This window comes from Corallococcus interemptor (assembly GCF_003668875.1).
Lineage (GTDB): Bacteria > Myxococcota > Myxococcia > Myxococcales > Myxococcaceae > Corallococcus > Corallococcus interemptor.
On record NZ_RAWM01000136.1, the window covers coordinates 1 to 24,933 of the forward strand.

A 24,933-nucleotide genomic window follows, 5' to 3' on the forward strand; every position below is an offset into this window, starting at 1 on the left:
GCGCCGGCCCCCGCCGCGCCGCCGCCGAAGCCCGGCGTGCTCAAGCTGGCCATCGAGTCCATCCACCGCGACCCGCTCCAGCCCCGCCGCCACTTCGACGAGACGAAGCTCACCGAGCTCACCGACTCCATCAAGGCGCAGGGCCTGCTGCAGCCCATCCTCGTCCGGAAGAACCCGAACAAGGGCGGCGAGGGCTACCTCATCATCGCGGGCGAGCGCCGCTGGCGCGCGTCCCAGGCCGCCGGCCTCAAGGAGATCCCCGCCATCGTGCGCGAGGTCACCGAGGCCGAGTCCTTCGAGCTCGCCCTGGTGGAGAACCTCCAGCGCGCGGACCTGAACCCCATTGAAGAGGCGGACGGCTACCGGCGCCTGGTGGAGGAGTTCAAGCTCACGCAGGAGCAGGTGGCCCAGAAGGTGGGCAAGGAGCGCTCCACCGTCGCGAACGCGCTGCGCCTGCTGGCCCTGCCCCCGGACGTGAAGCTCATGGTGGCGGACGGGTCCCTCAGCATGGGCCATGCGCGCGCGCTGCTGGGCGTGCCCCGGCTGCCGGAGCTGCAGAACCTGGCGAAGCAGGTGACGGAGAAGAAGCTGTCCGTGCGCGACACGGAGCGGCTGGTCCAGCAGGGCAAGTCCGCGAAGGGCGGCAAGGACGCAGGGAAGCCGGCGCCCAAGGTGAGCCCGCAGGTGAAGTCGCTCACCGAGGAGCTGCAGCGCCGGTTGGGAACAAAGGTCCGTCTGTCGGAGAAAAGCCCGGGAAAAGGCACCCTGGAAGTCGACTTCTTCTCCTACGATGACCTCGACAGGCTGTTGAAGCTTCTGAGGAAGGAGTAGGGCGTGGCGCTCCTTGGCGGGAAGAAAGACGAAGCACCCAGCAAGCCCCTGTTCAAACGGGAGGAGGATTTCGTGTCGACGCGTCCGGGTGAGGTTCACACGCTTCTGGGTAAGGGAAGCGAGTTCGAGGGGAAGCTCACCTTCGAGGGTCAGGTTCGAATCGACGGCAAGTTCAACGGGCAGATTGTCACCAAGGACGTGCTCGTCATTGGCGACGGCGCCCGCGTGCAGGCGGAGATCCAGGCCGGCACCGTCATCATCAACGGCACCGTGGAAGGCAACGTGCGCGCCACGCAGCTCATCGAGCTGAAGCAGCCGGGCCGCGTGAAGGGCAACCTGGAGACGCCGTCGCTGTCCATGGACCGCGGCGTCATCTTCGAGGGCTCGCTCAAGATGGAGAACATCGGCAAGGGCGGCGGCAACCCGCCCCCGCCGGGAGAGAAGAAGTAACGGTGCCCGTCCACGCGTCCCACGCGCGGAAGACCCCGAGGCTCCTGGGCCTCGGGCTCGTCTCGCTCGGAGTCCTCTTCGGCGGCTGCGAAGGCTGCCAGAAGAAGGCACCGGGCGAGGATGTCCAGGCGGAGGACGCGGGGCTGCGCTCGGGCGTGAAGGTGCCGCTGCCGCCGGGCTGGTCCGCGCAGGTGGCCACCGACGGCAGCTTCCAGGCGGGCCCTCCCGGCCGCCCGGCGCTGCGCGTGGATTTGAAGCCGGGGCAGGGCGAGCAGATGCCCTCCTCGGAGACGCTGGCGGACAACGTCCGTCAGCAGATGAAGCAGTTCACGCTGTCGCTGGACCAGGAGGAGGACACCCCGTCCTTCGCCCTCCTTCGCGTGACCATGGCCCCGGCCCTGACGGACGGCGGTCTGGGCCCGGAGGCGCCCGCGTTCTTCGGCGCCCGGCGCGTGGGGGATGACCTGTTCCTGTGCGCCAGCCTCCCCGGCGCCAGCACCGAGGAGGTCCGCCTGGCCACCGAGGCCTGCCGTAGCATCCAGGTCCAGGCCGCGCCCCGCTGAAAGTGTCCCTGCGTGAGGGTCACGGCCTCCTTATTCAAGGAGCCGGAGACCCCATGGACGACTGGCGCAAGAACCTCATCGAAGACGCGGAAGGCATTGGCGAGCTGCTCGCGCGCACGAAGCGCATCGCCGTATTGGGCATCCGCCCGGAAGCGCAGGCGGACAAGCCCGCGCATGCCATCCCCAAGTTCCTCCAGGACCACGGCTTCGTCATCCTGCCCGTGCCCACGCACGGCGAGCAGGGGAGCATCCTGGGGACGCCCATCTCCATCTCGCTGAAGGACCTGCCCGGAGACGTGGACGTGGTGCAGGTGTTCCTGCGCCCGGACGACATCCCCCAATACGTGGACGCGATGCTGGCGAAGAAGCCGCATGCCGTCTGGTTCCAGCTGGGCATCCGCAATGACGCCGCGGCCGAGCAGCTGGCGCGCGCGGGCATCCGCGTGGTGCAGGACCACTGCATGAAGGTGGAGTGGAAGAAGCGCCACCCGGACGGGCGATAAGCGGCAGCGGGCAGTCCCCGGGAACGTCCTGCGCGGCCCGCGTGTCCTCATTACGTGAGACGGCGGATGTTTTCCGGTGGCTGTCACTGCGAGGGGATGGACTTCGGGGCCGACCCGAGGTGCAATTCCGTCCACGCGCCGTCAGCCGGAGTCCCCGGGACTTCCCCAAAGCCTTCTGACTTCCTAACCTTAGCTTCCCGACCTGTGTCGAGCGTCCGCCCGTCCCGGGTCTTCACGCTGTGCCCCTCGTAAGGAGTCCGCGCATGACGCTCACCGAGATGCTTCCCCTCCCCCTGGCCGTCGTGGAGATCGGGCCCCTGGGTGAGCAGCTAGCAGCGGCGGGGGGACTGGTCATCACCGCGGCGGCCGCGCTCTGGGCCGCGTGGACGCGCCCGCAGCAGCCGGCTCCGGTGCCGGTGCCCGCGCGCCGCAACCCGCCGCGCCGCCGCTAGGCCGCACCGTCGTCCGGATGTTCTGGGGCCCGTGCCCGGCGCGCTGGAAGGCAGCGCCGGGCGGCCCTCCCGCCTCAACGCTTCATCGCCAGCGACAGCGCGAAGTCTCCGTCCGCGTCCGTCCACCACGCGGCCAGGTCGAGGCCCGCGTCGCTGAGCTCCGCCTGCACCTGCTCGCGACAGAACTTGCAGCTCACCTCCGTGCGCAGACATTCGCCTTGCGCGAACTCCACGCGCCGCTCCAGGTCCTTGAGCCACACGGACTGGGCCTTGCGTGAGATGAGCCGCATCTCGATCCACTTGTTCGTCTCGTCGAACGGGGCCAGGTGCTCGAAGGCCTCCGGGTCGAAGTCCGCGTTCAGCTCGCGGTTGAGCACGCGCAGCACGTTGCGGTTGAAGTCCGCCGTCACGCCCGCGCTGTCGTTGTAGGCGGCGAACAGGCGCTCGCGGTCCTTGATGAGGTCCGTGCCCAGGAGCAGCCCGTCTCCAGGCTTCAGCCCCGACGCCAGCTCGCGCAGGAACAGCGCGCGCTGCGCGGGCTTGAGATTGCCGATGGTGCCGCCCAGGAACGCGACGAGCCGCCGGCCGCCGCCCGGGATGCGGCCCAGGTGCTGCTCGAAGTCGCCCACGACGGCATGCACGGCGATGCGCGGGTACTCGCGCGCCAGGCCCTGCGCCGCCTTGCGCAGGAAGGCCTCGCTCACGTCGAAGGGGACGAAGCGCTTGAGCTGCCCGGCCGCGTCCATGGCGTCCAGCAAGAGGCGCGTCTTCTCACTGGTGCCGCTGCCCAGCTCCACCAGCGTGTCCGCGCCGCTCAAGCGCGCCACGTCGTCCGCGTGGGCGCGGAGAATCTCGCGCTCGCGGCGCGTGGGGTAGTACTCCGGCAGGCGGGTGATGTCGTCGAAGAGCTGGCTGCCGCGCTCGTCGTAGAGCCACTTGGGGCTCAGCTCCTTGGGCCCGTGGCACAGCCCCTCCAGCACCTCCGCCCGCAGCGCGCGCCGCGCGTCCCCGGGTTGCACGTGCACGTCCACCTGCACGCCCGGCGAGTCATGGCCCTCCGTGACGCGCGCCTCGCCCTGCTCCGTCCTCATCCTCATGTGGCCCTCACTTCACGTCGCGTGCACAGCGGAAGCCGGCGAAGATCTGCCGGCGGATGGGGAAGTCCCAGTTGCGGAAGCTGTTGCGCACCGCCACGGGCGCGCTCGCCCAGGCGCCGCCGCGCAGCACCTTGGAGGCGTTGCCGAAGAAGACCTCCGAGTACTCGCGGTACGGAAAGGCCCGGAAGCCCGCGTACGGCTGGAAGTCGCTGGCGGTCCATTCCCAGACGTCGCCCAGGAGGCCCCAGACGCCGTCCGCGCTGCCGCCCGGGGGATGGCTGCCCACGGGGGACGGGCCCCAGCGCGTCCCGCCCAGGTTCGCGTGCGCGTCCGTGGGCACGGCGTTCCCCCAGGGGTGCGCGCGCTGGACGCCGTCACTGCCCTGCGCGGCCTTCTCCCACTCGGCCTCCGTGGGCAGGCGCTTGCCGGCCCAGCGCGCGTACGCGTCCGCCTCGTACCAGGACACGTGCTGCACGGGTTCGTCCTTGGGCAGCCGCTCCACGGTGCCGAAGCGGCGGCGCAGCCAGGTGTGATTCCCCTGCCGGCTCCAGAAGAGCGGGTGGCGGATCCGCTCGGCCTTAATCCACTCGAAGCCCTTGGGGTCCCACCAGCGCGCGTCCTCGTAGCCGCCGGACTCCACGAACACGAGGAAGTCCCCCGTGGTGACGGGGTGCGCGTCCAGGAGGAAGGGCGCCACGTCCACGACGTGTCCGGGGCGTTCGTTGTCGTAGGCCCAGGGGTCGTCGCTGCCCAGGCGCACCGGGCCGCCGGGGATGAAGACCTCGTGCTGTGGCACCGCGCCGGGCTGGGGCCGCAGGGCCTCCACCGGGTGGTATTCCACGTGCGTCATCAGCTGCAGCGTGGCGGCCAGCGTCTCCGCGTGCTGCTGCGCGTGCTGCGCCACCATGCCGTAGACGAAGCCGCCCTGGAGCAGCGGATCCTCGCTGTCCTCGGGCAGCGTCTCCAGGTGCGCGCCCACCGCCGCGCGCACCCGGGTGGCGTAGGCCCAGGCGGCCTCCGGCTCCAGCAGGGGCAGCGTGGCGCGCGTGTTCCTGGGGTGGCGGAAGGCGTCGTAGATGGCGTCGAACGCGGGGTCCGTGAAGGCCGGGGCCCCCAGCGCGCGCAAGAGCCACTGCTCTTCGTAATTGGCCACGTGGGCCACGTCCCAGACCAGCGGGGACATGAGCGGCGAGTGCTGCCGCATCAACTCCGCCTCCGGCAGCGGCGCGAGCATCGCCTGGATGCGCTCCCGCCCCGCCTCCAGCTCCCGCCAGGCCCGGCGCTTCCACGACGGGGCCTCGCCGACGCGGGTCCTTCCCTGCTCAGTGCTCCTCAGCGACATGGTCGGCCCAAGGTAGGAAGGGGCTCCGGGACCCGCTAACCCCCCGGCCCCCCCTGGTTTGAACGACCCGTGAGGGAGCACACGTTTGCGAGCCCGCTCCCCTCCCACGGAGACAGGGAGTCCTAATCCGCGCCCTCCACGCTGTCGGGGAATTCTGGACCGAAGGGTTCGTTTCTACACAAATGATATCCCCGTCCGGGAGCCACCCCCTGGGGTGGGCATTTGTCCACCAGTGGTCGGGGTATTCCGGGAAGGCGTGTCCGTGTGGGGGAGGGGGTCCCTATGCTGCGGGACATGGTTGAGCCCGTGCAGCACAAGCCCGTGCTGGTGGTGGAGGACGACGAGGATGCTCGCGCCGCCATCGCCGAAATCCTGGAAGCGGACGGCTACGAGGTGGCCGTCGCCGCCAACGGCCGCGAGGCCCTGGACGAGCTCCAGCACCTGCCTCCGCCGAGCCTCATCCTGCTGGACCTGCGCATGCCGGTGATGGACGGCCCGGAGTTCCTGCGCCACCTGCGCGCGGACTGGCCCCGGCTCAAGGCCGTGCCGGTGCTGCTGTTGTCGGGCGTGGGGACGGAGGCGCTGCCGGACACCGGCGGGCTGTTGAAGAAGCCCATCGTCCCGGACGAGCTGCTGGCCACCGTGGGCCGGCTGTCCGGCCGGAGCGCCTGAAGCCGCCGAGGGACTTCCGGGGGTGTCAGCCCAGCCGCGTCACCGCGAGCAGCGTGAGGGTGCTGGCGCGCGGGTCCTTCTCGTAGAGCAGCTCCAGGTCGTGGCCCTCCACGCGGTGCCGCGCCGGTCCCGCCACCGAGTCCTGGTTCTTCGTCCGTTCCGCCAGCCGCGCGAGCGCCTGCTGCAGGGCCTCGAAGGCTTCGGAGGACATCCGCCCCACCTCGCGCCACGCAGGCGGCGCGTAGTGAACGCGGTACGGAAGGATCAGGCGGTTTCTCGCGGAAGACTGGGACACGGGTTCGGTTCCTCGACGCACCCTCCCTCTTGCGAACCGCATGCCTGCCCGCCACTCCCGGGAATTCCGGGCACTTTCACGGTGGGTCGGCCGTGACGTCTGAAGAACTTACGGGCTGGCCCGAAATCGTAGGGGAAGAAATGACTGGCCGTATGGCAGGCCTGGAAGAGGGGTGAAGGGCCCCTGGCGGCCTGCCCGGGTGGGGCTGGGGCGGGCCAGGGGCGTGGGGTGGCTGCCCCCTTCCGGGCGGGTGCGCAGCGTTGAGGGGACGGGCCCGCTCCCGGCGCCCGCGCTCACCCCCGAGGAGACACACCCATGGCACGGAGGACTTCCACCCCCTGGTCGCTCACGAACGGGGTGTTGTTTGGCCTGGCGGCGGGCGTGTTGCTGGCGCTGGCCCAGACGGCGCTGGCGGTGGCGGCGGGGGAGGGGGCGCTCGTGCCGGTGCGGATGAGCGCGGCGGTGGTGCTGGGGCCGCCGGCCTTCACGCCGCAGGTGTCCACGGCGCTGGCGGTGGCCGTGGGGCTGGGGGTGCACCTGGTCGCCGCGGCGGGCTGGGGGGTGGTGTACTCGCTGCTGGACGCGATGCTGCCGGTGGATGGCCGGGGGCGCTGGGAGTTCCAGGCCGCGGTGGGGATGCTCTTCGGCATCTTCGTGTGGATGGTGGACTTCCAGCTGCTGGCGCGCGGCTACTTCCCCTGGTTCCTGAGCGTGCCGCAGTTCCTCCAGATTGTGTGGCACGCGGTGTTCCTGGGGCTGCCCATGGCCCTGCTCTTCACGGCCGCCGAGCGCCGGCGCGCACCCCTCCCGGAGCCCACCCCCTGAGTGGGATGCGGGGTGGGAAAAAACGCCAGAGGTAAGGTGACATGACCCGACCTTCAGGGTTATGCAGCGCCCGGTGCCATGGAGGCGCTTTCCACCCGGGACGGGCAAGGGCATGGACACGGAACTGGCGGGAATCCTTGGCGCGGCGGCGCGGAACGTGCGGGTGAAGCTGGGTCTGACGCAGGCGGACGTGGCGGACCGCATCGGCATGGCGTCGGAGGTGTATGGCCGGCTGGAGCGGGGCCACATGCTGCCCAGCGTCCAGAACCTGCGCCGGCTGTGCGTCGTGCTGAACATCCCGCCGCACGACCTCTTGGGGTTGGGCGAGGAGTTCGCGGCGCCGCCGCCGAAGGAGAAGCCCCGGGCGCGGACGGAGGAGGACGTGCCGGAGATGCGGCGGCTGATGCGCAACCTGCGGCGGCTGACGCCGGTGCAGCTGAAGCTGATGAACCTGGTGGCGTCCGCGATGCAGCAGCAGAAGAAGAAGCCCTGAAGGGGCGCGGCGTTAGACTGGGACCACCATGGTTGAAGAGCTGGTGAGGAGGCTGGGCCTCCAGCCCCATCCGGAGGGTGGCTACTACCGGGAGACGTACCGGGCGGCGTTCCAGGTGCAGACGCTCCGGGGACGGAGGTCCGCGGGGACGGCCATCTACTACCTGCTGCAGAAAGGCGAGTTCTCCGCCTGGCACCGGGTGGTGGGCGCGGACGAGCTGTGGCTGTTCCACGACGGGGAGCCGCTGGCGTTGCACCTGGTGCACGAGGACGGCCGGCTGGAGACCCAGGTGCTGGGCCGGGACGTGACGCAGGGCCATCAGCCGCAGGTGTTGGTGCCGGCGGGGGTATGGCAGGCGGCGGAGCCGCTGGGGGCGTACACGCTGGTGGGCTGCACGGTGTCGCCGGGCTTCGAGTTCGCGGACTTCGAGCTGCCGGAGGCGGACGCGATGGTGGCCCGCCACCCGGCGCACGAGGCGCTGCTCCGGAGGTTCGCGAAGCCCGGCCCGCGCTGAGTCAGGTGCCCCAGGGGCGAAGCGGGGTGAGCAACCCCGCCGCCTGGAGGCGCGCCTGGACGTCCGCGGCGAGGGCGACGTGAGCGGGATTGGCGACGCTGAACTTCTCCTGCGTGAGGGTGATGAGCGTGCCCCGGTCCGGGATGCGCTCCACCTGCACAGGGGAGGGCAGCGGGGGCACGGGCCCGCGGAAGTCGGCGAGGTAGGTGACCCAGCCGACGAAGGTGCCGGGCTCGGGGAACCGGCCGGCCATGAGCTGTTCCCGATGCTCATGCGAGGTACAGAGACCGAATTCTGGCTCCCAGGCGAGCGCCATGGCGCGCACCACGCCGGTCAGGACATGGGCGGTCAACACCCGCTCCGCGACCTGGCCCATGCTGTGACCGTCGAGCAGACAGACGGAAGCCATATGCGTCGCGGCGCTGCCGCAGTGGCCGGTGACCTTCGAGGCCTCCTCTTCGTTTTCGCCAGCCCAGAGCCAGAAACGGGACATGTCCATGAACCGGCTGGCCTTGCCTCCCAGGAGCTTGGAGAGGGTGGCCTCACCTGGAGACACCTGTCGCTTTCGCGCCTTCTCGAAGGTCGCGGCCGTCTGGTGCCAGCGGTTCCACGAGGGTTCCAAGGGGCCCAATCGTTGGAGGAATGAACTCAGTCGGTGGGCGCAGGCCTCGACAGGTTCCTGCCGGGCCAGCCAGTAGCAGCCTGAGTAGTACGTCTCAGTCATGGTTCCAGGACTCCTTAGCGCGGCACCGGAGCGACGTGCACGACCTCGAAGGTCTTGTAGCCCCGGCTTTCGAATGATCTGCGAAGGAGCTCTGCGAATCGCTCCTCCGCGACGAACCAACGGACGCGCATTCCACGAGCCATGAAGTATTGCCGCTCGGCTTGTGCAAGCACCTTGTCGAAGCCCTTGAAGAACTCCTTCAGTGTCATGTTGTCCTGGATGAACTTCGCGTAGCCCGGGCCCTTGGCCTCCAGCAGCACGTTCTCCACCGGGTCGTAGCCGTCGAAGTCGACCTCGTCGTCTCCACTCTTGAGCCGGTACGCGGAGCCCTTCGGCGTTCCGGTCACCTGGGCCTGATAGTCGCGGGCTCGGTCGGACATCGACTCGTTGACCTGGACCCACTTGCCCGGGCCTCCCGTGTTGCTGCTCGGAGGCGGTGGCCCCACGACGGCCATGGTCACCGCCGTGGACGCGAGCGTGACCTCCACCACTCCGCCCACCACCCCTACCGCGCTCACGTCCAGCACCTGCACCGGGCCCAGACTCACCGCACCCGGGAAGCGCGGCATGGCCGCGAGCGCGGAGGACAACCCCATCGTCACGCCGTGACTCACCGCCACTGTGACCGCGAGCACGAAGACGCGTGCCACCTCCGGCCCCAGGGTCCGCGCGAAGACCTCCGCTGCTTCCTCCAGCTCCTGGAACGTCGTCGCCCGGTCCGTGGCGTCCTTCAGCGCGGCACACGCCCGCACCACCGCGAGGAACGACTGCACCCCCACGTACGCCAGGAACACAGCGGCAATCACCGCCGCGGCCTTGGTGAACAGCGGCTCCGGTGCCGCCGCCAGCACCACCCAGGACGCAATTGCTCCCGAGACCACGGACACGAAGAACGCCGGGTCCAACGTGTCCTGCAACGCGGCCCCGATGCTCGCGCGCAGGGGCTCCAGCGACATGCCTACCGCGAGCGTCAGCCGGTCCAGCTCACCAAAACCCGCGCCGTCCTCCAGCAACGACAGACAGTCCCCTGGAGCCTCATGCGCCCGGCACCACCGTCCGTACCGGTCCCGCAGCATGAACCCGAGGCTCCGGTCCAGCTCCGCTCCCTGCTTCGCGACCGCATGCACCACCCTCGGTGCCCGCACCCTCAGCGGCACCTCCAGCACCAGCCGCGTCAGCGCCTCCTCGAACTCCCGAGCACTGACGGGCGCGTACGTCCGGGTCCCCTGCTCCGCGCGCAGCCGCACCGTGGGGCCGCTGGCGCAGCCCGTGAGCAGCACGAACAACAACATCCACACGCCAGCCCTGTGCGCATCCATGCGGCCAATGACACCCCGGAAAGACAACGGGGCGGAAGGCCCGTGATGGACCTCCCGCCCCGAAGGGGCACCGCCGTCAATGACAGACGGCTAGTGGTTCTTCACCGTGAAGCTGAAACTCTGGATGACGAAGTTGTCCACCGCGTCCGTCATCCACACGTCCACCGTGTGCGTGCCATCCAGCAGCTCGCGCGTGTCCAGCTCCGCGGTCCAGTTGCCGTTCGACTGGAGCGTGCCAGCGCGGATGCCCGACCCGTCCCGAGCGAAGGCCACGTTCTTGATGCCGCTCAGCGCATCCGTCACCCGCGCCGTCAGCGTCACCACGCCGGCCGCCGTGCTGCCCAGCAGGTTCTGCGCATTCGGCTGCAGCGTCACGCCGGAGTACACCGCGCGGGAGTCCTGCGCGCCCGTGGCGGTCCACGTGTCCGTCGCGATGCTCCACGGCAGGCTGAACACGCCGTCGCCGTCCGCGTCGTCATCCGCGCCAATCGCCACGCCCGCCACGAAGAAGGTCACCACGCCCCGCAGCGGCCCCGTCACCACCGCGTTGGTGGACGCGTTGCGCACCCGCGCGGACAGCAGCGTCGCCTGGCCAATGGTCACGCTCGCGTTCGCGGCCGGCGTGAGGATGGCCGTCGTCGTCGCCACGCCCGTCACCGGAGGAGGCGGCGGCGTATACGTCTTGGCGCGAGCGGACGCGGACACGCCCGGCGCGCCACCGGAGGACGCCGTCACCGTGACCTCCGACAGCAGCGAGGGCAGCAGGTTCGCCGGCGCGCGCACCGTCAGCGTCACCGTGGACTCCTGGCCGGCGGCCAGGAACACCGTGGGCCGGCTCAGCGTGGCCGTCCAGCCCGGCAGGCCGCCCGGCTCGTCTTCTCATTGGGGTACAGGCTGCCCTCGTGCAGCCAGTTGCCCGCGGGCCGCTGGTCCGTCTGGATGCGCGCGCCCAGGAAGTCCAGGTTGCCCTGGATGGTGCGGCCGTTCGAGGTGGCCTGCGCCATGTTGTAGCCATTGGCCTTCTGCGTGGACTCCGTGTTGGTGGCGGCGGACGCCGGCAGGCTGAAGGCAGACAGCAACAACGCCGCGAACACGACGAGTCGCGCCGCCCAACGGGGCGGCGTACGGGATACGGCTGATGACATGAGGGAACGTCCCGGCGCCCCCCCCCTACTGACCCCGGGTGCGCTTCCACAACTCGCGCAGCAGGATCACCCCGAACTGTGAGTCATTGAGAATGTACCGGCGCCACAGGCGCTTGGGCTCGTGGGTGAGGCGGTAGAGCCACTCGAAGCCGGCCTTGGCGATCCACTCCGGCGCGCGCCTGGCGGTGCCAGCGATGAAGTCGAACCCCGCGCCAATGCCAATGGCCACCGTGGGCCCCAGCTTCTGGGCCACCTGGGAAATCCACACCTCCTGCTTGGGGCTGCCCAGCGCGACGAAGAGCAGGTGCGGGTCCTTCTCCCGGATGCGCGCGACAATGGGGTCGTTCTGCGCGTCGCCCGCGTCCAGGTTCACCATGGGCGAGTCCCAGCCCACCACTTCGATGCCGGGGTACTGCGCCTGGAACTGCCTGCCCACCTTCTCCGCGACGCCCGGGCCCGCGCCCAACAGGAAGATGCGCCACTTGCGCTCGGCGCCCAGCTTCACCAGCGGGAGGATGAGGTCCGAGCCCGCGATGCGCTCCGGCAGGGACACGTCCAGCATGCGCGACGCCCAGACGATGGGCATCCCGTCCACCACGCTGATGGTGGCCTTCGAGTACGCGTCGCGGAAGCGCGTGTTCGTCTCCGCCAGCACGACGTGGTCCACGTTGGCGGTGAAGACGTAGCCACCCTGGTGCGCGTCCACCAGCTCGCCAATGGCGGTGATGGCCTCCGGGAAGGTGAGCTGGTCGATGGTGAGCTGCCCGATGTTCAGGCGCGGGCGGGAGGAGGCGGGGGCGTGTGCGGTGGTCAAGGCGTCGTCTTCACTTCACCGTGAGGTCCAGCACGGTGATGGAGTAGGGGGGAAGGCGCTGCGACAGGGTCTGCTCGGCCTGCTTGCCGGTGGCCTGTTCGGTGAAACCGCCCGGCGCGCCCGAGTACCCCATGACGCGCACGGTGTTGAGCGAGCCGCAGCCCTTGAACTCCACCTGGGCTTGAGCGGCCTGCTCGGGGTCGAAGTTGAGCAAGACGGCCGTGAGCTTCTTGCCGGAGGCGTCCCGCGACGCGAAGAGGCTGGTGCCCTCCGGCGCGGTGGTGGACAGGCCGTTGTCCTGGAAGCGGCCGCCCTTGCCGTCGAAGTCGCGGTACGCGCGGAACGCCCAGAACGTGGGGCTGTTCTCCGCGGGGTACTGCCAGAAGAACGCGGACGTGAGCCCCTGCTGCCCGAAGCGGCCCAGGGCCTCCGCCTGCGCCAGGCCGCCGCTCATGTGCTTCATGGCGCCGAAGTTGTATTCGCCAATGGAGATGCCCCGGCCGGGGTAGTTCTCCGCGATCCACTGCTTCACGCGGGGAATCAGCTGGATGGGCTGGCCAATCCAGGACTCGTCCTTGTACGTAGGGTCCCACAGCGCGCGCGTGGAGCGGATCCGCCGCGCGTTGGTGTCCGGGTCGGTGGCGCCCTCCAGGCCCAGGCCCACGTTGGTCTGCGGGTAGAAGTGCACGTCCACCACGTCCAGCAGGCGCACGCCGGTCTTCTTCTCGTGGTCGCGCAGCTCGCGCAGGTACCAGGCCAGCAGCGGCACGTCGCCGTGCGCGCGGCGGTCCGTGTACGGCGGGCGGCCGGGCGCGAAGTCCGCGGCGGACCAGAAGTAGTTCGTCCAGCCCCACTCGGCGGGGCCGGCGATGACGGCGTCCGGATCCGCCTTCCGCACCACGGTGCCGTAGTCGATGGTGCGCTTGAGCAGCTCGTCGTAGGTGAGCGGTTCGGGGTGCACGTCCCGGTGCGTGGAGCTCCAGAGGGCGGGCTCGTTGTCCAGGATGTACATGTTCACGCCGCGGGCACCACCACGCTTCGCGTCCTGGGACTTGAGCGACTTCACCCACTCGCCAATGAACTCCGGCGGGGCCTGCACGCTGGTCGTCGTGGGCGCGGCGGGGACCAGGGGCGTGCCGTCGCGGCGCACGCCGTTGCCGCCCGCGGGCTCCGTGTCGTCCTGGGCCTGCTGCGGGCCGAACTCCGACACCGGGAAGCCCACGGAGGACGTGTCCTTGGCCACCCAGCCAATGAGCGGCAGCGTGAGCGCGGACTGCACGTTGTGCTTCTGGTTGGACTCCAGGAAGTCATCCGCGCCGAAGCCCAGCTGCACGTTGCGGAAGTACCAGTCGTTGCCGGTGTTCCACGCGCGGCCCAGCTTCCAGTTGTAGCGGGACGTGGGGTTGCCGCCCCAGCGGCGGATGGTGGCGCCCAGCTTCCACTGGTGCGTGTCCGTGGTCTCCTTGTTGCCGTCCAGCGCGATGCCGTAGATGAGCGGGCTGATGGGCTTGGAGGGCGCGGTGCAGTCGATGATCATCTTCGACTCGCGGCCGTCGCCCCGGCCCATGCGCCCGCCGCCGGCCGCGCGCGCGGCGGCCACGTCCGGGGACAGCGGCACCAGGGCCACCTTGTCGAAGAGCACCCAGTCCCGGGCCACCTCCTTCGACGCGCGGAACACCAGCCGGTCGAAGGGCTCACCGCGCGGGTTGAGGACCTCCATGGGCACGACGACCTCCGCCCACTCGCGGTCCTTCTTGACGATGAACTCCGGGCTGATCCGCACGTGCGGGAACGTCGCGGCGCCGGGCGCGTCCAGGCGCACGTCCAGGAACTCGCCGTAGGACTCCGGGGCGGTGAAGCGGAAGGTCAGCGCGCCGTACGCGCCCTGGAGCTTGGGCCGGTAGAGGATCCACCCGCCGTAGTTGAACATCCGCAGGCGCGCGGGCGCGCCCCTGGGCAGCTCACGCGGGGCCCAGCCGATGTCCTTCCAGCCGGCCTGGATGCCCCCGTCGTAGACGGCCACCGAGTCCGTGGCGGCGGGCTGCGCGGCGGGCGGAGTCTCTTTCGTAGCGCCCTGCTGGGCCATCGCCACGCCGGCTCCGCCGCCCAGCACCGCGCAGGTGAGGATGACGGTCCGCTTCCACCGCGCGTGCTTCGCCCTGTCTGCCATGACCTTCCTCAACGCATCCCCCGGAACGAACCGGCACAGCGGATCAACGAACGGCGACGGCTACAGCGGGACCTCGTCCTGGTCCTTGCGCGGGAAGATGCGCGCGGGGATGCCCACCGCCACGCTGTCCGGCGGCACGTCCTGGAGCACCACGGCATTCGCGCCAATGCGAGACCGGGCGCCAATGCGCACGGGCCCCAGGATGCGGGCGCCCGCGCCAATCCAGACGTCGTCCTCGATGGTGGGGTAGCCGTTGTCCTTGGCGGTGCCCACGGTGTTGTTGCCGTAGAAGCGCACGCGGTCGCCAATGCGCGCGTCGCCGCCAATGACGACGCCCAGGCTGTGCACGAAGTACACGCCCTTGCCCAGCGTGACGTCCTTGCCAATCTCGATGCCCATCACCGCCGTCTGGGCCACGCGCAGCACGTGGTTCACCAGCGGGATGTGGAAGGCCAGCGCCGCTTCCCGCGCGCGGTTGAGCGCGGTGATGCGGTACGAGTCACTGGTCAGCACCACCTTGGCGATGGACTTCGCGTCCGTCGTCCCGGTGGCCGCCTTGGCCATCTCCAGCGCGTCCGAGATGAGGGCTCCGAACATGGCTTTCATCCTTGGGGCTCTCCCCGGCCCTGCAGGTAGCGAGCGAAGCCCCGGGCCACGCCCATCCAGCCGCCGGCCTCCGTGCGGGCGCCGCGCAGGTACTCCATGCCGTACGCCACGGACGTGCCCGCGAACGCGGCGCCGGTGAGCCCCAGCTTGTCCGCGACGCTGGAGGCCTTCACCACGGCCTCCGTCAGCTTGCGCGACGCCTCCGGCGCCACCACCGCGGAGGCGAGCAGCGGGCGCGACAGCAGGTTCGTCTCGAAGAAGAGGCGCCAGGGGTTCACGCCCTTCACGTCCGGGTGCTTCACGGAGACGTGGGTGTCGAACATGCCGTAGCGGTGGGCGCGGCGGATCCACTTCTCGAAGCTGACGTGGTCGCTGCCGTGCAGCACGTACGCGTCCGGCGCGAAGAGGAACGCGCAGCCGGCCTTCTCCAGGCGCACGCCCAGCTCCACGTCCTCGGACTGGCCCAGCGTCTTGTCGAAGCCGCCCACGCCCACGTAGTCCGCGCGGGGGAAGGACACGTTGCCCGTGTACAGGTGGTTGCCGCGCGCCTTCGCGCCGGGGGTGGACAGCTCCTCGGCCATGCGGTTGTTCAAGTACGCGTACCAGCGCTCGAACAGCGGCATCTCCCCGATTTCGGGGTCCGGCCGGATGCGGCCCAGCACCACGTTGCGCGAGCCCGGCGGGTGGTGGCCCAGGTGGCGCGCGAGGAAGTCGGACGCCACCTGCATGTCGTCATCCGTGACGAGCACCGTGGCGCCCCGGGCGGCCAGCACGCCCCGGTGCCGCGCGGCGGCGGCGCCCGCGTTCTCCTGCACCTCCACGCGCAGGGTGTAGGGCAGCTTCAGCGCGGAGAGCGGGCCCTTCACGTCGGTGGCGGAGCCGTCGTCCACCACCACGACCTCGAACTGCTCGGGCGGCAGCGTCTGGCCGGCCAGCTGCTGGAGCAGGCGGGTGATGAGGGGCAGCCGGTTGTACGTGGCGATGACGACGCTGAGCCGGGGGGCCGGGCCAACGGGAGACTCGGAAGGGCTCATGGCTTCTTCTTCCTGGCGGCGTCCGCGCGCTTCTGCTTCTTCGTGGGATGCGGGAAGGTGACGCTGCCGGCGAAGCGGTCCTCGCCCACCAGCTGGAGGGTCTTCTGCGCGGAGCCGAAGTCCGTCTCGCCCAGCGTGACGACCAGCAGGGCGGTGTCCGCGGCCAGGGCCAGCGGGAGGCTCGCGGGGTGGGTGATGAGCGAGTCGATGACCACGACCACGCGCTCCCCCTGCTCCACGCGGCGGCGGACCTCCTGGACCATCCGGGGCGCGCCGGCGGGCTCGATGCCGGTGGCGTCCACCAGGCGCAGGGGAGGCTCCGGGTAGGGCGCGCCGGCGTCCATCAGGGCCTGGCCCGCGTCCAGCGCGGGGGCTCCGGGGTGGGCCGGGACGACGACGAGGTAACTCCAGGCGCGGCGGTCCAGCGCGAACCACAGCCGGGACAGCTCCGGCGAGGGCACGGCGCTGGCGGGCGGGGTCTCCTCTGCGGGCGGCGGGGGGCTTGAATCGGCGGACATGGGAGCGCGGACGGTATAACGCAATGAGGCGGCATCACCCAACGACCCGGACAGGCGGGCAGGCGGAGGAGCGTGCCGCCGGTCTGCTGTCACGGCTGACACCCCCCATGGCGTGGCTTTGGGCCCGGGGAGCGTGGGGACGCGCCGTGTTATGGAAGGGGCGTGCAGAAGATCGGCTACCTGATTCCCGAGTTCCCCGGACAGACCCACATCTTCTTCTGGCGCGAGCTGCAGGCGCTGCCGGGGAAGGGCGTGTCACCGGAGCTGGTGTCCACCCGTCCGCCGCCCGCGCGCATCATCAGCCACAGCTGGGCCCGCGAGGCCATGTCGCGCACGGAGTACCTGGCGCCGCCGCCCCCGCTGGGCGTGGCGAAGGCCGCGCTGGAGATTGCCCGGGCCATGCCCACGGGCTGGGCGCGGGTGCTGGCCTCCATCGCCCGCGCGGAGGGCCTGGACGCGAAGGGCCGCGCGCAGCTGGTGGCGTTCGCGGTGATGGGCGGCCGGCTGGCGTCGCTGGCGCGCGAGCGCGGCTGGACGCACGTGCACGTGCACTCCTGCGCCAACGCGGCGCACGTGGCCATGTTCGCGCACCTGCTGTCGGGGCTCACGTACAGCATGACGCTGCACGGGCCGCTGGACGACTACGGCCCCAACCAGCGGGAGAAGTGGCGCCACGCGAAGTTCGCGTTCGTCATCACGAAGAAGCTGCTGGGCGAAGTCCGTCAGGAATTGGCCGGGAGCCTGCCGGACCGGATCGAGCTGGCGCCCATGGGCGTGGAGCTGTCGCGCTTCCAGCGCACGGTGCCCTACGAGCCGTGGTCCGGTGAGGGGCCCCTGCGGCTGTTCGCGTGCGGCCGGCTGAACCCGTGCAAGGGGCACGCGGACCTCATCGACGCGGTGGGGATGCTGCGCAAGAAGGGCATCGACGCGCGGCTGTCCATCGCGGGCGAGGACGAGGCGGGCGGCACCACGTACCGCAAGGTGCTGGAGGCGAAGCTCGCGCAGGACGGGCTCACGGACGCGGTGACGCTGCTGGGCGCGGTGAGCGAGGACGTGGTGAAGGACGGCATCCAGCGCTCGCACCTCTTCGCGCTGGCGAGCCTCCAGGAGCCCCTGGGCGTGGCCATCATGGAGGCCATGGCCATGCGCGCGCCGGTGGTGGTGACGGGCGCGGGCGGCGTGAAGGAGCTGGTGGACGACGGCGTGGACGGCGTGCTGGTGCCGCCGCAGGCGCCCGCGGTGCTGGCGGAGAAGCTGGAGAAGCTGGCGCGGGACCCGGCCGAAGCGGTGCGGCTGGGCGAGGCCGGCCGCCGCAAGGTGGAGGAGCAGTTCAGCAGCGAGCGCAGCGCGGACATGCTCGCGAAGATGCTGTCCTAGCCCTCAGCGCACGGCCTTCCAGAAGAACAGGGCGGTGGCGCGCTTGGAGTGCTTGTCGCCCTGCCCGAAGTACGCGGTCGCCGAGTGCACGAAGTCGGCCCGGTAGACGATGAGGCGGTTGAAGACGTTCTCCACCTCCACGTCCTGCACCCACGCGTTGGCGGGCAGCTTCGTCACGCCGAAGGCCTGGGTGAGGTTGACGCAGCCGGGAGGGCAGGTGTTGCCGCCCAGGCCGCCGCCGGGCATGCGCAGCCGGTAGAAGGACGTGCCCACGTGCTTCGCGGGCGGCTTCGGGTGCAGGTAGATGACGCCCGCGAAGTCGCACAGCGCCAGCGAGTCCACGTGCGGCTTCGCGGTGGACTCCTTCTCCCCCACGAGCTGCACGTGGTTGTGGGACAGCGCCCCCCGCGCCGGGGCCTCCTGCGTGAGGGCGCGCACGCCGGCCTGCTCGCAAATCCACTTCTCGATGGGCGCCAGCTCCTGGGGCGTGAGCGCGTGCGGGGCGCGGATGCCGGGCCAGATTTCCGGCCGCCACGGGGCGCCCAGCGTCCAGTCCTCGCGGGCCAGGTTGCGCTCGTAGACCTCCAGCGCGTTGGGCAGGACGTTGTCCTTGATCCAGTAGTCCCGTCCCAGCTTCGGCTTCCGGTAGGGGAGCACGTCGCGGACGGCGGACTCCGGGCGCCGTGTTTCAAGCATGGAGGGCGTGTCAGCAAGAACCCTGCCGTGTTCTCACGCGTGTTTCATGTCTCGGAGCGGGGCGTTCTGCCCCAGGTGCCCGGGCGTCTCGCCTCGCCGGGGCGTTTTGCCTCACGGTCAATCGCCCCGCGGGGCATTCGTCGTGAGTCTCCGCCCGGGATGACGACTGCTGATCATCCCGGTGTGTTTCTGTCGGAAACCCATGTGCACCTGCCCTGGATGGACATCCAAAAGACAGACACTGGATGTATTCGTGACGCTGGCGGCGGAAATCGCCGGGTGGGATGGGATTTCCAGACACTCTGTGTAATTCGTGGATAGTTTGCTCTGCCCGGCTTGAAAGGCTTTGTCATCATGGTGCCGCACGGAAACGGAGCTCGGGGGGCACTTCCATGGCTGACAAAGAGATGCAGACGTTCGCGGCGCTGGTCATCCAATTCCGTTCGGGGCTCTTGAAGCACGCGCAGCGCATCCTGGGGAACGCGGCGGACGCGGAGGACCTGGTGCAGCACGCGCTGGACGAGGCGTGGAAGGAGCGGCTGCACCTGCAGGGGCCGGAGGCGTTCCGGGCGTGGACGGGGCGGGTCATCAACACGCGGGCCATCAGCCTGTTGCGCCACCACCGCGCGGAGCAGCGCAAGGCGGTGAACGCGGGGTGGGTGACGGTGCTCTCGGATGATCCACAGGAGCACGAGGGCAGCGAGCTATGGACCTTCATCCAGGAGAAGGACCTGCGCGAGGCGGTGGAGCGCCTGCCGCCGCAGCAGCGGGAGGTGTTCCACCTGCGCGCGCAGGGGCGCTCCTACGTGAGCATCGGGGCCCAGGTGGGGCGCTCCACGGGCACGGTGGGCTGGTGGCTGCACCAGGTGCGCGAACAGCTGCGCGAACGGCTCCAGCCCATCGCGGAGGAGCGCCGGCTCTCCGTGGGCACGTGGCACTGAAACGGCCTCAGCCGTTGCCCGCCCGCGCGGCCAGCAGCGCCGGGCCCACGGCCTTCTCCTCCGGGAGGGGCAGGGGCGTGGCCTCCGCGCGCAGCAGCGGCAGGCCGTGCGGCTGGGCCTGGAGCCAGGCCACCAGCTTCTCTCGCACCAGGCAGCGCAGGTCGAAGGCCTTGCCGGAGTCCGCCGCGCTCACCAGGGCGCGCAGCTTCATGGTGCGCTCGCTCAGGTCCGTCACCTGGAGCCCCTGCACCTTGCCGTCCCAGAGCCCGTTCGACTCCTGCTCCAGGATGCGCTTGAGCTCCGCGCGCACCGCCGGCACGTTCGTGCGGAAGTCCACGTACAGCTCCGCCGTGCCCAATATCTCCGGCGACACCTTGCTCCAGTTCTGGAACGGCTTCTCCAGGAACTGCGTGATGGGAATCACCAGCCGGCGCAAATCCCACACCTTCACGACGACGTAGGTGAGGGTGATCTCCTCGACCCATCCCCACTCGTTCTCGATGATGACCGTGTCGCCAATGCGCATGGGCTGGGTGATGGACAGCTGGATGCCCGCCAGCAGCGTGGACAGCGACTTCTGCGCGGCCAGGCCAATGGCGAGGCCCGCGATGCCCGCGGACGCCAGCAGGGACACGCCCACGTTGCGCACCGCCTCGAACTGGAGGAGCAGCAGCGACGCGGCCACCAGCACCACCGCCACCTCCACCACGCGCCGCAGGATGGCCAGCTGCGTGCGCAGGCCGCGCACCCGCGCCACGTCGGTGCCCTCGGGAGACTGCGCGACCTTCTTCTCCACGAAGCGCGCGGCCCGGCTGAGGAAGCGCAGGAAGAACAGCGCCGCCGCCACGATGATGAGCGAGCGCGCCCCCAGGTCCACGGCCGCCTGCGCCGGCGGAGGCAGCTTCAGGAGCCGGGCCCCCGCCGCCGCCAGCATGCCCGCCAGCACGAAGCGGATGCTCCCCTTTCCCGCCGCCAGCAGCTCGTCATCCCAGCCGGACTTCGTCAGCCCCGCGGCCCGGGCCCCCACGCGCAACGTCACCGCCTCCACCAGCCGCCCCAGCGCCCACGCCCCCACCAGCACCAGCGCCAGCCCCAGCCACTGCCACGTCTCCAGCACCCACAGCGGGCGCGTGAAGAACACCGGCGGCAGCATCTCCAGCACCGGCGACCCGTGCTCCTCGAACAGCGCGTCGATGGCGCCCACCGTGTCCGCGCTGAAGACCCACACCGGGCCCCCGGCCGCGTCCACCCGCTCCAGCACGATGTCCTGCGGCCCGCGTGACGTGGCCACCTGGCCCAGCACCTCGCGCCGGGCGCGCTCGCCCGGGCCCGCCGGCTCCTTGCCGATGCGCGCGAAGTCCAGCCACAGCGTCCGGTCCAGCACCACCACCAGCCGCCGCGCCAGCTTCAGCCCCTCCTCCGCCTGCGTCTCCGGAGGCAGCCGCGACAGGTCCAGGTAGTGCGGCGCCCGCGCCGCGTCCCGCGCATGCGCCGCGTCCAGGAACCCCGTCGCCGTCGCCGCGGGGGTGCTCCGGTCCACGTCCGCCGGAGCCGCCGGCAGCCCTCCGTTCAGCGCGAAGGCCCCCACCGGCAGCAACACCCACAGCACCCACAGCGACACGAAACGACGCAAGGCACGCTCCTCATCCGTTGTATGATTTGAGTGCAAACAATCATCCCCATCCAGGCCTGTCCAGAGGGGATGACGCGGACGGCCAAGGGTCGGGCGTGGGGCGGCCGGGCGGGTGGGCACCCCATGGTAGGTTTGGCACCTCCATGTCCGCTCCTGCATCGTCGTTGAAGGCCGTCATCGCCGCGCTGTCCGGCAACGTGTTGGTCACGCTCATCAAGTTCATCGCCTTCGCCCTGTCGGGGTCGGGGGCGATGCTGTCGGAGGCCATCCACTCGGCGGCGGACACGGGCAACCAGGTGTTGTTGTTCCTGGGGCTGAAGCGGGCGGCGCGCGTGGAGGACGACTCGCATCCGTACGGCTACGGCGGCGAGCGCTTCATCTTCGGCATCCTGTCCGCGTCCGGCATCTTCTTCGTGGGCTGCGGCGTGACGGTCTACCACGGCATCCAGTCGCTGCTGCACCCGCACGTGGCGGAGACGAACGCGGTGACGTTCGCGGTGCTGGGGCTGTCGTTCCTCATCGAGGGCGGCGTGCTGCTGTTCGCGGTGCGCGGGCTCTTGAAGCAGGCGGCGGGGGAGCCCTTCTTCCGCTTCGTGCGCACGAAGGCGGACCCGGCGTCGGTGGCCATCCTCCTGGAGGACGGCGCGGCGGTGCTGGGCCTGGTGCTGGCGACGGCGGGCATCGGCCTGGCGCACGTGACGGGCAACCCGCTGTGGGACGCGCTGGCGTCGCTCACGGTGGGCGTGCTGCTGGGGCTCATCGCCGTCTACCTGATGGTGGCGAACCGGGAGCTGTTGCTGGGCCGGTCGGTGCCCTCGGACGTGGAGCAGCGCTTCGAGGACCTCTTGCGCGCGCGTCCCAGCCTGGCGGACCTGCACGACGTGAAGACGCGGCAGCTCACCCCGGAGTCCTACCAGTTCAAGGCGGAGCTGCGCTTCAGCGAGTCCTTCGTCGCGGCCCGGCTGGCGGAGGCCCTGCCCGCGCAGGGGCTGCCCCCGGTGGGCGCGGAGCGCGAGCGCGCGCTCACCGACGCGGCCCGCCACCTCATCCGCACGCTGAGCGAGGAGATCGACGCCATCGAGGCGGACGTCCGCCGCGCCATCCCCCAGGCGAAGCACATCGACCTGGAGCTGGAGCACCTGACCGCCGCCGCCGCCGAGGCCGCGGAGCTGCGCGCCCGGACGGGGTAGGCTTTTATTCCTGCTTTTAAGGCTTAGACCGTGCTATGCGCTTCCGCGATTCCCCACACGGGAGCGGCGAGACGGGATGCGCGGACGGAATGCATGGAGCGTGGGGGTGGCGCTGCTCGTGGGCTGCGCCGGCACGTCCTACTTCCAGAGCGGCAGCGAGACCCTCTTCGGCCAGCGGGGCGCCCGGGTCTGGGTGAAGGGGCCCTGGCCCGCCATCCAGCCCTCGCGGGACGTGGACGAGGTCATCGACCAGCTGTGTCCGGCGGTGATGGCGTTGGACCGGGCCCGGGAGAAGGACTACGGCCAGGAGTACTGCGGGCTCATCTACTCGCTGGGCGGCGGCGAGTACTACGCCAGCTGGCCGTCACCGCTGGGCCGCACGACGCTGGTGGGCGCGGACCTGCGCCGCAAGAGCTGCAGCGTGCCCAGCGTGGTGAAGGACGACCGGGGCCTGCCCTCCACGCTGGCGGACTTCCACAGCCACCCGTGGTTCCCGTCGGGAATGTCACAGGAGGACCGCTGGAGTCAGTCACAACGTTGGACCCTGCGGGTTCAATTTGATGCAGGATGCACCGTGACGAAGCTCGTTCCGTACAAGGGCGAGTCGCGTCCCGGTGAGGTCTATCTGCGGCAGGGCAAGGCGTGGAAGCTCATCGGGTACATCCACGAAGCGGACAAGGACACGGGCTTCATCACGCCCGTGGAGGACTAGATGGGGCGCCAGGGTTGGTCAGGGCTGTTGGTGAAGCGCGGGCTCGCGGCGCTGCTGGTGTTGCCCCTGTCCGGCTGCGTGCTCTTCGCGCGGCCCCTCCGTCCGCCGCGCGCCTCCGACGCGGACCTGGCCCGCTTCCAGTTCCCGCTGGACCTGCCCGCGGAGGGGCGTACGCAGACGCCCGCCGCCGTGGCGGTGGCGACGCAGCTGGCCATGGATGACTTCCGCCCGCTGGACCTGAAGCCGCACAAGAACGCGACCGCGGACGAGCTGTGCCTCTACCGGCGGGACTCCTTCGACGTGTGGACGGCGCCCGGCCCGGAGGGCGTGCTGTTCGTGCGCTTCGTGCCCCGGCAGGACGCGTGCAACTCCGAAGGGCCCGTGACGGACGCGAGCGCCACGTACGCCATCGACACGCGCCAGTGGCGCATCATCGGCATCCAGCGCTAGGCGGCGGTCGCGCCCGGAGGCGGCACTTCCTCCGGCGCCGCGCGCGTCAGGCCCAGCACCTTCTCACGCTGGGGCCACGGCCACGCGCCGGTGACCATGGCCAGCTTGCCCGCGAGGATGGAGCACACCGCGACCTGGAACGTGCAGATGTACGAGATGATGCCCATGTCTCCGAACACCTGGTTCAGGTAGGACGCCACCACGCCCACGATGACCAGGCACGCTGTCCGGTGTTCCGCCGCGTACGCTCGATGGTACGCGCGCGCTGACAGGTACACCGTCACCACCAGGTACATCCACACGCCCGTGAACCCGAACCACCCGCCGAAGGCCAACAGGCCCAACAGCGAGTTGTGCGGGTGGAAGCGGTACGTGGGGAACACGAACGCGATGTTGGGCAGCGGGTAGGGCTCCAGGAACTCGTGCCCGTAGCCCGTGCCGAACACGGGGTTCGTGTTCCACGTCGCGATGAGATTGAGGTTCTCGATGTCGCGGTAGTCCAGCTCTCCTTCGGCGTGCTGCCCCTCGATGATGGAGCGGAAGGTCGCCACCGGCTTGAACACGCTGCTGCTGGAGCCCCAGCCCACCAGGAAGTACACGACCAGCAGCGGCGAGCACGCGATGAGGCCTCGCGTGACGAGCTTCTTCAGCGGCGTCCACGGGTTGAAGAGGTACGCCGCGGCCAGGCCGCCCACGAGGCTCACGTACGCGAGCCGGCGGTCGTTGAAGAACATCCCGATGAACACCAGGATGATGATGAGGAGGCCCCGGATGGCGTGGCCGGACTTGGGCCGCTCCAGCCACCGCGCGATGCACACGGTGATGGCGAAGATGAACGTCATCGAGTCCGAGTGGCAGGTCGTGTACTCCACCTCCAGGTGCTGGGCCGGGATGATGACCAGCGCGAAGTAGGTGCTCACCGCGGACTTGGTGAGCGCCGCCGCGATGATGGTCTTCGCCACCAGGGGCCAGTCCTCCGGCCCGCGCAGGCTGTAGTGGTACATCATCCCCACCAGCGGGAGCACCGCCGCCTGGTGCCACTGCCAGAGCGAGTTCTTGATGTCCCCGCCCCGCGCGATGCCCCACACCTCCATCCACATGATGGAGAAGAACGACAGCGCCAGCACCACCACCAGCGGCCGGGGGATGGGCACCACCGGCGGATCAATCTTGGACTTCGTGGCCCGCCGGTAGATGCCCAGCGCGATGGAGCCGATGATGAGCCCGTCGATGAGCGGGAAGCGCAGGGCGCCAATGCCCACCAGCTCATGCAGCTGGGAGAAGAGCAGCCTGCCCAGGGGGAAGAGCGGCGACGGCCAGAACATCGACTGGGGCCGCTCGGGTGTGTAGTCCACCGCGAGCACCAGGTAGAGCACCGTGATGGTCAGGTAGCGCAGCGGGACCTTCAGGATGACCCACACCACGGTGACGGCCAGCACGGGCGCCAGCGTGATGATGGGGTCCCCGTTACCCACGGCGGCCGCGCCGAGCGTGACGGCGCCCAGGCCCACGACCATGACGATGTACTGGAGCCAGGCGGCGGGGGAGGGTTTGAAGGCCATTCGAG

The 24,933-nt window shown here is 70.3% G+C and carries 29 protein-coding genes; 14 read left to right on the plus strand and 15 right to left on the minus strand.

Annotated elements, in window-relative coordinates:
* The 5 genes from D7X96_RS32380 to D7X96_RS32400 form a co-directional block, all read left to right on the plus strand.
* Positions 1–831 (plus strand): ParB/RepB/Spo0J family partition protein (locus D7X96_RS32380; RefSeq protein WP_121771494.1); only part of this gene is annotated, 831 nt, incomplete at its 5' end.
* Between the two features lie 3 nt (positions 832–834).
* A complete protein-coding gene (gene bacM / locus D7X96_RS32385; RefSeq protein WP_014400844.1) occupies positions 835–1,281 on the plus strand; it encodes a bactofilin BacM in 447 nt (148 codons plus the stop codon).
* A gap of 2 nt (positions 1,282–1,283) precedes the next feature.
* Positions 1,284–1,844, plus strand: a complete 561-nt coding sequence (locus tag D7X96_RS32390) for a hypothetical protein (protein ID WP_121771495.1) — start codon at positions 1,284–1,286, stop codon at positions 1,842–1,844.
* A gap of 53 nt (positions 1,845–1,897) precedes the next feature.
* Positions 1,898–2,347 (plus strand): CoA-binding protein, encoded by a 450-nt coding sequence (locus tag D7X96_RS32395; protein ID WP_121725193.1) that lies wholly within the window; start codon positions 1,898–1,900, stop codon positions 2,345–2,347.
* Between the two features lie 263 nt (positions 2,348–2,610).
* Positions 2,611–2,799 (plus strand): hypothetical protein, encoded by a 189-nt coding sequence (locus D7X96_RS32400; protein WP_120548189.1) that lies wholly within the window; start codon positions 2,611–2,613, stop codon positions 2,797–2,799.
* A gap of 74 nt (positions 2,800–2,873) precedes the next feature.
* On the opposite strand, the gene egtD is transcribed toward D7X96_RS32400, so the two are convergent.
* The gene (egtD, locus tag D7X96_RS32405) at positions 2,874–3,896 is read right to left on the minus strand and encodes an L-histidine N(alpha)-methyltransferase (protein ID WP_121771496.1); all 1,023 of its coding nucleotides are present in this window, start codon (positions 3,894–3,896) and stop codon (positions 2,874–2,876) included.
* Between the two features lie 7 nt (positions 3,897–3,903).
* The gene (gene egtB, locus D7X96_RS32410) at positions 3,904–5,238 is read right to left on the minus strand and encodes an ergothioneine biosynthesis protein EgtB (protein WP_121725191.1); all 1,335 of its coding nucleotides are present in this window, start codon (positions 5,236–5,238) and stop codon (positions 3,904–3,906) included.
* A 294-nt stretch (positions 5,239–5,532) separates the two neighbouring features.
* On the opposite strand from egtB, the gene D7X96_RS32415 reads away from it, so the two are divergent.
* A complete protein-coding gene (locus D7X96_RS32415) occupies positions 5,533–5,910 on the plus strand; it encodes a response regulator (protein WP_120548197.1) in 378 nt (125 codons plus the stop codon).
* A gap of 25 nt (positions 5,911–5,935) precedes the next feature.
* Here the strand turns inward: D7X96_RS32415 and D7X96_RS32420 are convergent, their stop codons facing one another.
* Entirely contained in the window at positions 5,936–6,121 is a 186-nt protein-coding gene (locus D7X96_RS32420) for a hypothetical protein (RefSeq protein ID WP_121725190.1), read from the minus strand.
* Positions 6,122–6,520: 399 nt separating this feature from the next.
* Here D7X96_RS32420 and D7X96_RS32425 point away from each other — a divergent pair, with 399 nt between their 5' ends.
* The 3 genes from D7X96_RS32425 to D7X96_RS32435 all read left to right on the plus strand — a co-directional run bounded on the left by D7X96_RS32425 (position 6,521) and on the right by D7X96_RS32435 (position 8,037).
* On the plus strand, positions 6,521–7,030 hold the full coding sequence (locus D7X96_RS32425) for a hypothetical protein (RefSeq protein ID WP_121771497.1): 510 nt from the start codon (positions 6,521–6,523) through the stop codon (positions 7,028–7,030).
* Positions 7,031–7,142: 112 nt separating this feature from the next.
* Positions 7,143–7,523, plus strand: a complete 381-nt coding sequence (locus tag D7X96_RS32430) for a helix-turn-helix domain-containing protein (RefSeq protein ID WP_120552861.1) — start codon at positions 7,143–7,145, stop codon at positions 7,521–7,523.
* A 28-nt stretch (positions 7,524–7,551) separates the two neighbouring features.
* Positions 7,552–8,037 carry a cupin domain-containing protein gene (locus tag D7X96_RS32435; RefSeq protein ID WP_121724840.1) on the plus strand — a complete coding sequence of 162 codons (486 nt, stop codon included), beginning with the start codon at positions 7,552–7,554 and terminating at the stop codon, positions 8,035–8,037.
* 1 nt (position 8,038) lies between these two features.
* On the opposite strand, the gene D7X96_RS32440 is transcribed toward D7X96_RS32435, so the two are convergent.
* The 9 genes from D7X96_RS32440 to D7X96_RS32480 all read right to left on the minus strand — a co-directional run bounded on the left by D7X96_RS32440 (position 8,039) and on the right by D7X96_RS32480 (position 16,367).
* Positions 8,039–8,761 carry an immunity 52 family protein gene (locus tag D7X96_RS32440; RefSeq protein WP_121771498.1) on the minus strand — a complete coding sequence of 241 codons (723 nt, stop codon included), beginning with the start codon at positions 8,759–8,761 and terminating at the stop codon, positions 8,039–8,041.
* A 14-nt stretch (positions 8,762–8,775) separates the two neighbouring features.
* Positions 8,776–10,080 (minus strand): restriction endonuclease fold toxin 5 domain-containing protein, encoded by a 1,305-nt coding sequence (locus tag D7X96_RS32445; protein ID WP_121771499.1) that lies wholly within the window; start codon positions 10,078–10,080, stop codon positions 8,776–8,778.
* A gap of 90 nt (positions 10,081–10,170) precedes the next feature.
* Positions 10,171–10,905 carry an Ig-like domain-containing protein gene (locus tag D7X96_RS32450; RefSeq protein ID WP_121771500.1) on the minus strand — a complete coding sequence of 245 codons (735 nt, stop codon included), beginning with the start codon at positions 10,903–10,905 and terminating at the stop codon, positions 10,171–10,173.
* Between the two features lie 11 nt (positions 10,906–10,916).
* On the minus strand, positions 10,917–11,225 hold the full coding sequence (locus tag D7X96_RS32455) for a hypothetical protein (RefSeq protein ID WP_147468446.1): 309 nt from the start codon (positions 11,223–11,225) through the stop codon (positions 10,917–10,919).
* Between the two features lie 25 nt (positions 11,226–11,250).
* On the minus strand, positions 11,251–12,039 hold the full coding sequence (gene epsA / locus D7X96_RS32460; protein ID WP_121771502.1) for an exopolysaccharide biosynthesis glycosyltransferase EpsA: 789 nt from the start codon (positions 12,037–12,039) through the stop codon (positions 11,251–11,253).
* Between the two features lie 10 nt (positions 12,040–12,049).
* Positions 12,050–14,209 (minus strand): GH44 family glycoside hydrolase EpsB, encoded by a 2,160-nt coding sequence (gene epsB, locus D7X96_RS32465; protein ID WP_120552854.1) that lies wholly within the window; start codon positions 14,207–14,209, stop codon positions 12,050–12,052.
* 60 nt (positions 14,210–14,269) lie between these two features.
* The gene (gene epsC / locus D7X96_RS32470; protein ID WP_199747209.1) at positions 14,270–14,806 is read right to left on the minus strand and encodes a serine O-acetyltransferase EpsC; all 537 of its coding nucleotides are present in this window, start codon (positions 14,804–14,806) and stop codon (positions 14,270–14,272) included.
* A gap of 5 nt (positions 14,807–14,811) precedes the next feature.
* Entirely contained in the window at positions 14,812–15,849 is a 1,038-nt protein-coding gene (gene epsD / locus D7X96_RS32475; RefSeq protein ID WP_121771503.1) for an exopolysaccharide biosynthesis glycosyltransferase EpsD, read from the minus strand.
* Positions 15,846–16,367 (minus strand): hypothetical protein, encoded by a 522-nt coding sequence (locus tag D7X96_RS32480; RefSeq protein WP_244219804.1) that lies wholly within the window; start codon positions 16,365–16,367, stop codon positions 15,846–15,848. Before D7X96_RS32480 ends, epsD begins: the two co-directional genes overlap by 4 nt.
* Positions 16,368–16,529: 162 nt before the next feature.
* Here D7X96_RS32480 and epsE point away from each other — a divergent pair, with 162 nt between their 5' ends.
* Positions 16,530–17,744, plus strand: coding sequence for an exopolysaccharide biosynthesis GT4 family glycosyltransferase EpsE (gene epsE, locus D7X96_RS32485; RefSeq protein WP_121725493.1), 1,215 nt, complete (start codon positions 16,530–16,532; stop codon positions 17,742–17,744).
* 3 nt (positions 17,745–17,747) lie between these two features.
* Here epsE and D7X96_RS32490 read toward each other — a convergent pair whose 3' ends face one another.
* Positions 17,748–18,440 carry a hypothetical protein gene (locus D7X96_RS32490; RefSeq protein WP_120553132.1) on the minus strand — a complete coding sequence of 231 codons (693 nt, stop codon included), beginning with the start codon at positions 18,438–18,440 and terminating at the stop codon, positions 17,748–17,750.
* A 392-nt stretch (positions 18,441–18,832) separates the two neighbouring features.
* On the opposite strand from D7X96_RS32490, the gene D7X96_RS32495 reads away from it, so the two are divergent.
* Positions 18,833–19,381, plus strand: a complete 549-nt coding sequence (locus D7X96_RS32495; RefSeq protein ID WP_158616348.1) for an RNA polymerase sigma factor — start codon at positions 18,833–18,835, stop codon at positions 19,379–19,381.
* Between the two features lie 7 nt (positions 19,382–19,388).
* Here D7X96_RS32495 and D7X96_RS32500 read toward each other — a convergent pair whose 3' ends face one another.
* A complete protein-coding gene (locus D7X96_RS32500; protein WP_121771505.1) occupies positions 19,389–21,014 on the minus strand; it encodes a mechanosensitive ion channel family protein in 1,626 nt (541 codons plus the stop codon).
* 143 nt (positions 21,015–21,157) lie between these two features.
* Between D7X96_RS32500 and D7X96_RS32505 the strand changes: the two genes are divergently transcribed.
* The 3 genes from D7X96_RS32505 (at position 21,158) to D7X96_RS32515 (ending at position 23,366) form a co-directional block, all read left to right on the plus strand.
* Positions 21,158–22,204: a cation diffusion facilitator family transporter gene (locus D7X96_RS32505; RefSeq protein ID WP_121771506.1), complete on the plus strand. Its 1,047-nt coding sequence runs from the start codon at positions 21,158–21,160 to the stop codon at positions 22,202–22,204.
* Between the two features lie 76 nt (positions 22,205–22,280).
* Positions 22,281–22,916, plus strand: coding sequence for a hypothetical protein (locus tag D7X96_RS32510; protein ID WP_121725511.1), 636 nt, complete (start codon positions 22,281–22,283; stop codon positions 22,914–22,916).
* Positions 22,917–23,366, plus strand: coding sequence for a hypothetical protein (locus D7X96_RS32515; protein ID WP_121771507.1), 450 nt, complete (start codon positions 22,917–22,919; stop codon positions 23,364–23,366).
* Here D7X96_RS32515 and wzy read toward each other — a convergent pair.
* Positions 23,363–24,933, minus strand: a 1,571-nt coding sequence (wzy, locus tag D7X96_RS32520; RefSeq protein ID WP_306449846.1) for an exopolysaccharide repeat unit polymerase, incomplete at its 5' end; no start/stop codon positions are given. The genes D7X96_RS32515 and wzy overlap by 4 nt on opposite strands.

Excerpts from the sequence above, each read along its gene's own strand:
- D7X96_RS32395 (WP_121725193.1), top strand. The coding sequence starts at position 1,898 with ATGGACGACTGGCGCAAGAACCTCATCGAAGACGCGGAAGGCATTGGC.
- D7X96_RS32400 (WP_120548189.1), top strand. The coding sequence starts at position 2,611 with ATGACGCTCACCGAGATGCTTCCCCTCCCCCTGGCCGTCGTGGAGATC.
- egtD (WP_121771496.1), bottom strand. The coding sequence starts at position 3,896 with ATGAGGATGAGGACGGAGCAGGGCGAGGCGCGCGTCACGGAGGGCCAT.
- egtB (WP_121725191.1), bottom strand. The coding sequence starts at position 5,238 with ATGTCGCTGAGGAGCACTGAGCAGGGAAGGACCCGCGTCGGCGAGGCC.
- D7X96_RS32415 (WP_120548197.1), top strand. The coding sequence starts at position 5,533 with ATGGTTGAGCCCGTGCAGCACAAGCCCGTGCTGGTGGTGGAGGACGAC.
- D7X96_RS32420 (WP_121725190.1), bottom strand. The coding sequence starts at position 6,121 with ATGTCCTCCGAAGCCTTCGAGGCCCTGCAGCAGGCGCTCGCGCGGCTG.
- D7X96_RS32425 (WP_121771497.1), top strand. The coding sequence starts at position 6,521 with ATGGCACGGAGGACTTCCACCCCCTGGTCGCTCACGAACGGGGTGTTG.
- D7X96_RS32430 (WP_120552861.1), top strand. The coding sequence starts at position 7,143 with ATGGACACGGAACTGGCGGGAATCCTTGGCGCGGCGGCGCGGAACGTG.
- D7X96_RS32435 (WP_121724840.1), top strand. The coding sequence starts at position 7,552 with ATGGTTGAAGAGCTGGTGAGGAGGCTGGGCCTCCAGCCCCATCCGGAG.
- D7X96_RS32440 (WP_121771498.1), bottom strand. The coding sequence starts at position 8,761 with ATGACTGAGACGTACTACTCAGGCTGCTACTGGCTGGCCCGGCAGGAA.
- D7X96_RS32445 (WP_121771499.1), bottom strand. The coding sequence starts at position 10,080 with ATGGATGCGCACAGGGCTGGCGTGTGGATGTTGTTGTTCGTGCTGCTC.
- D7X96_RS32455 (WP_147468446.1), bottom strand. The coding sequence starts at position 11,225 with ATGTCATCAGCCGTATCCCGTACGCCGCCCCGTTGGGCGGCGCGACTC.
- epsB (WP_120552854.1), bottom strand. The coding sequence starts at position 14,209 with ATGGCAGACAGGGCGAAGCACGCGCGGTGGAAGCGGACCGTCATCCTC.
- epsC (WP_199747209.1), bottom strand. The coding sequence starts at position 14,806 with ATGTTCGGAGCCCTCATCTCGGACGCGCTGGAGATGGCCAAGGCGGCC.
- epsD (WP_121771503.1), bottom strand. The coding sequence starts at position 15,849 with ATGAGCCCTTCCGAGTCTCCCGTTGGCCCGGCCCCCCGGCTCAGCGTC.
- D7X96_RS32480 (WP_244219804.1), bottom strand. The coding sequence starts at position 16,367 with ATGTCCGCCGATTCAAGCCCCCCGCCGCCCGCAGAGGAGACCCCGCCC.
- D7X96_RS32490 (WP_120553132.1), bottom strand. The coding sequence starts at position 18,440 with ATGCTTGAAACACGGCGCCCGGAGTCCGCCGTCCGCGACGTGCTCCCC.
- D7X96_RS32495 (WP_158616348.1), top strand. The coding sequence starts at position 18,833 with ATGGCTGACAAAGAGATGCAGACGTTCGCGGCGCTGGTCATCCAATTC.
- D7X96_RS32505 (WP_121771506.1), top strand. The coding sequence starts at position 21,158 with ATGTCCGCTCCTGCATCGTCGTTGAAGGCCGTCATCGCCGCGCTGTCC.
- D7X96_RS32510 (WP_121725511.1), top strand. The coding sequence starts at position 22,281 with ATGCGCGGACGGAATGCATGGAGCGTGGGGGTGGCGCTGCTCGTGGGC.
- D7X96_RS32515 (WP_121771507.1), top strand. The coding sequence starts at position 22,917 with ATGGGGCGCCAGGGTTGGTCAGGGCTGTTGGTGAAGCGCGGGCTCGCG.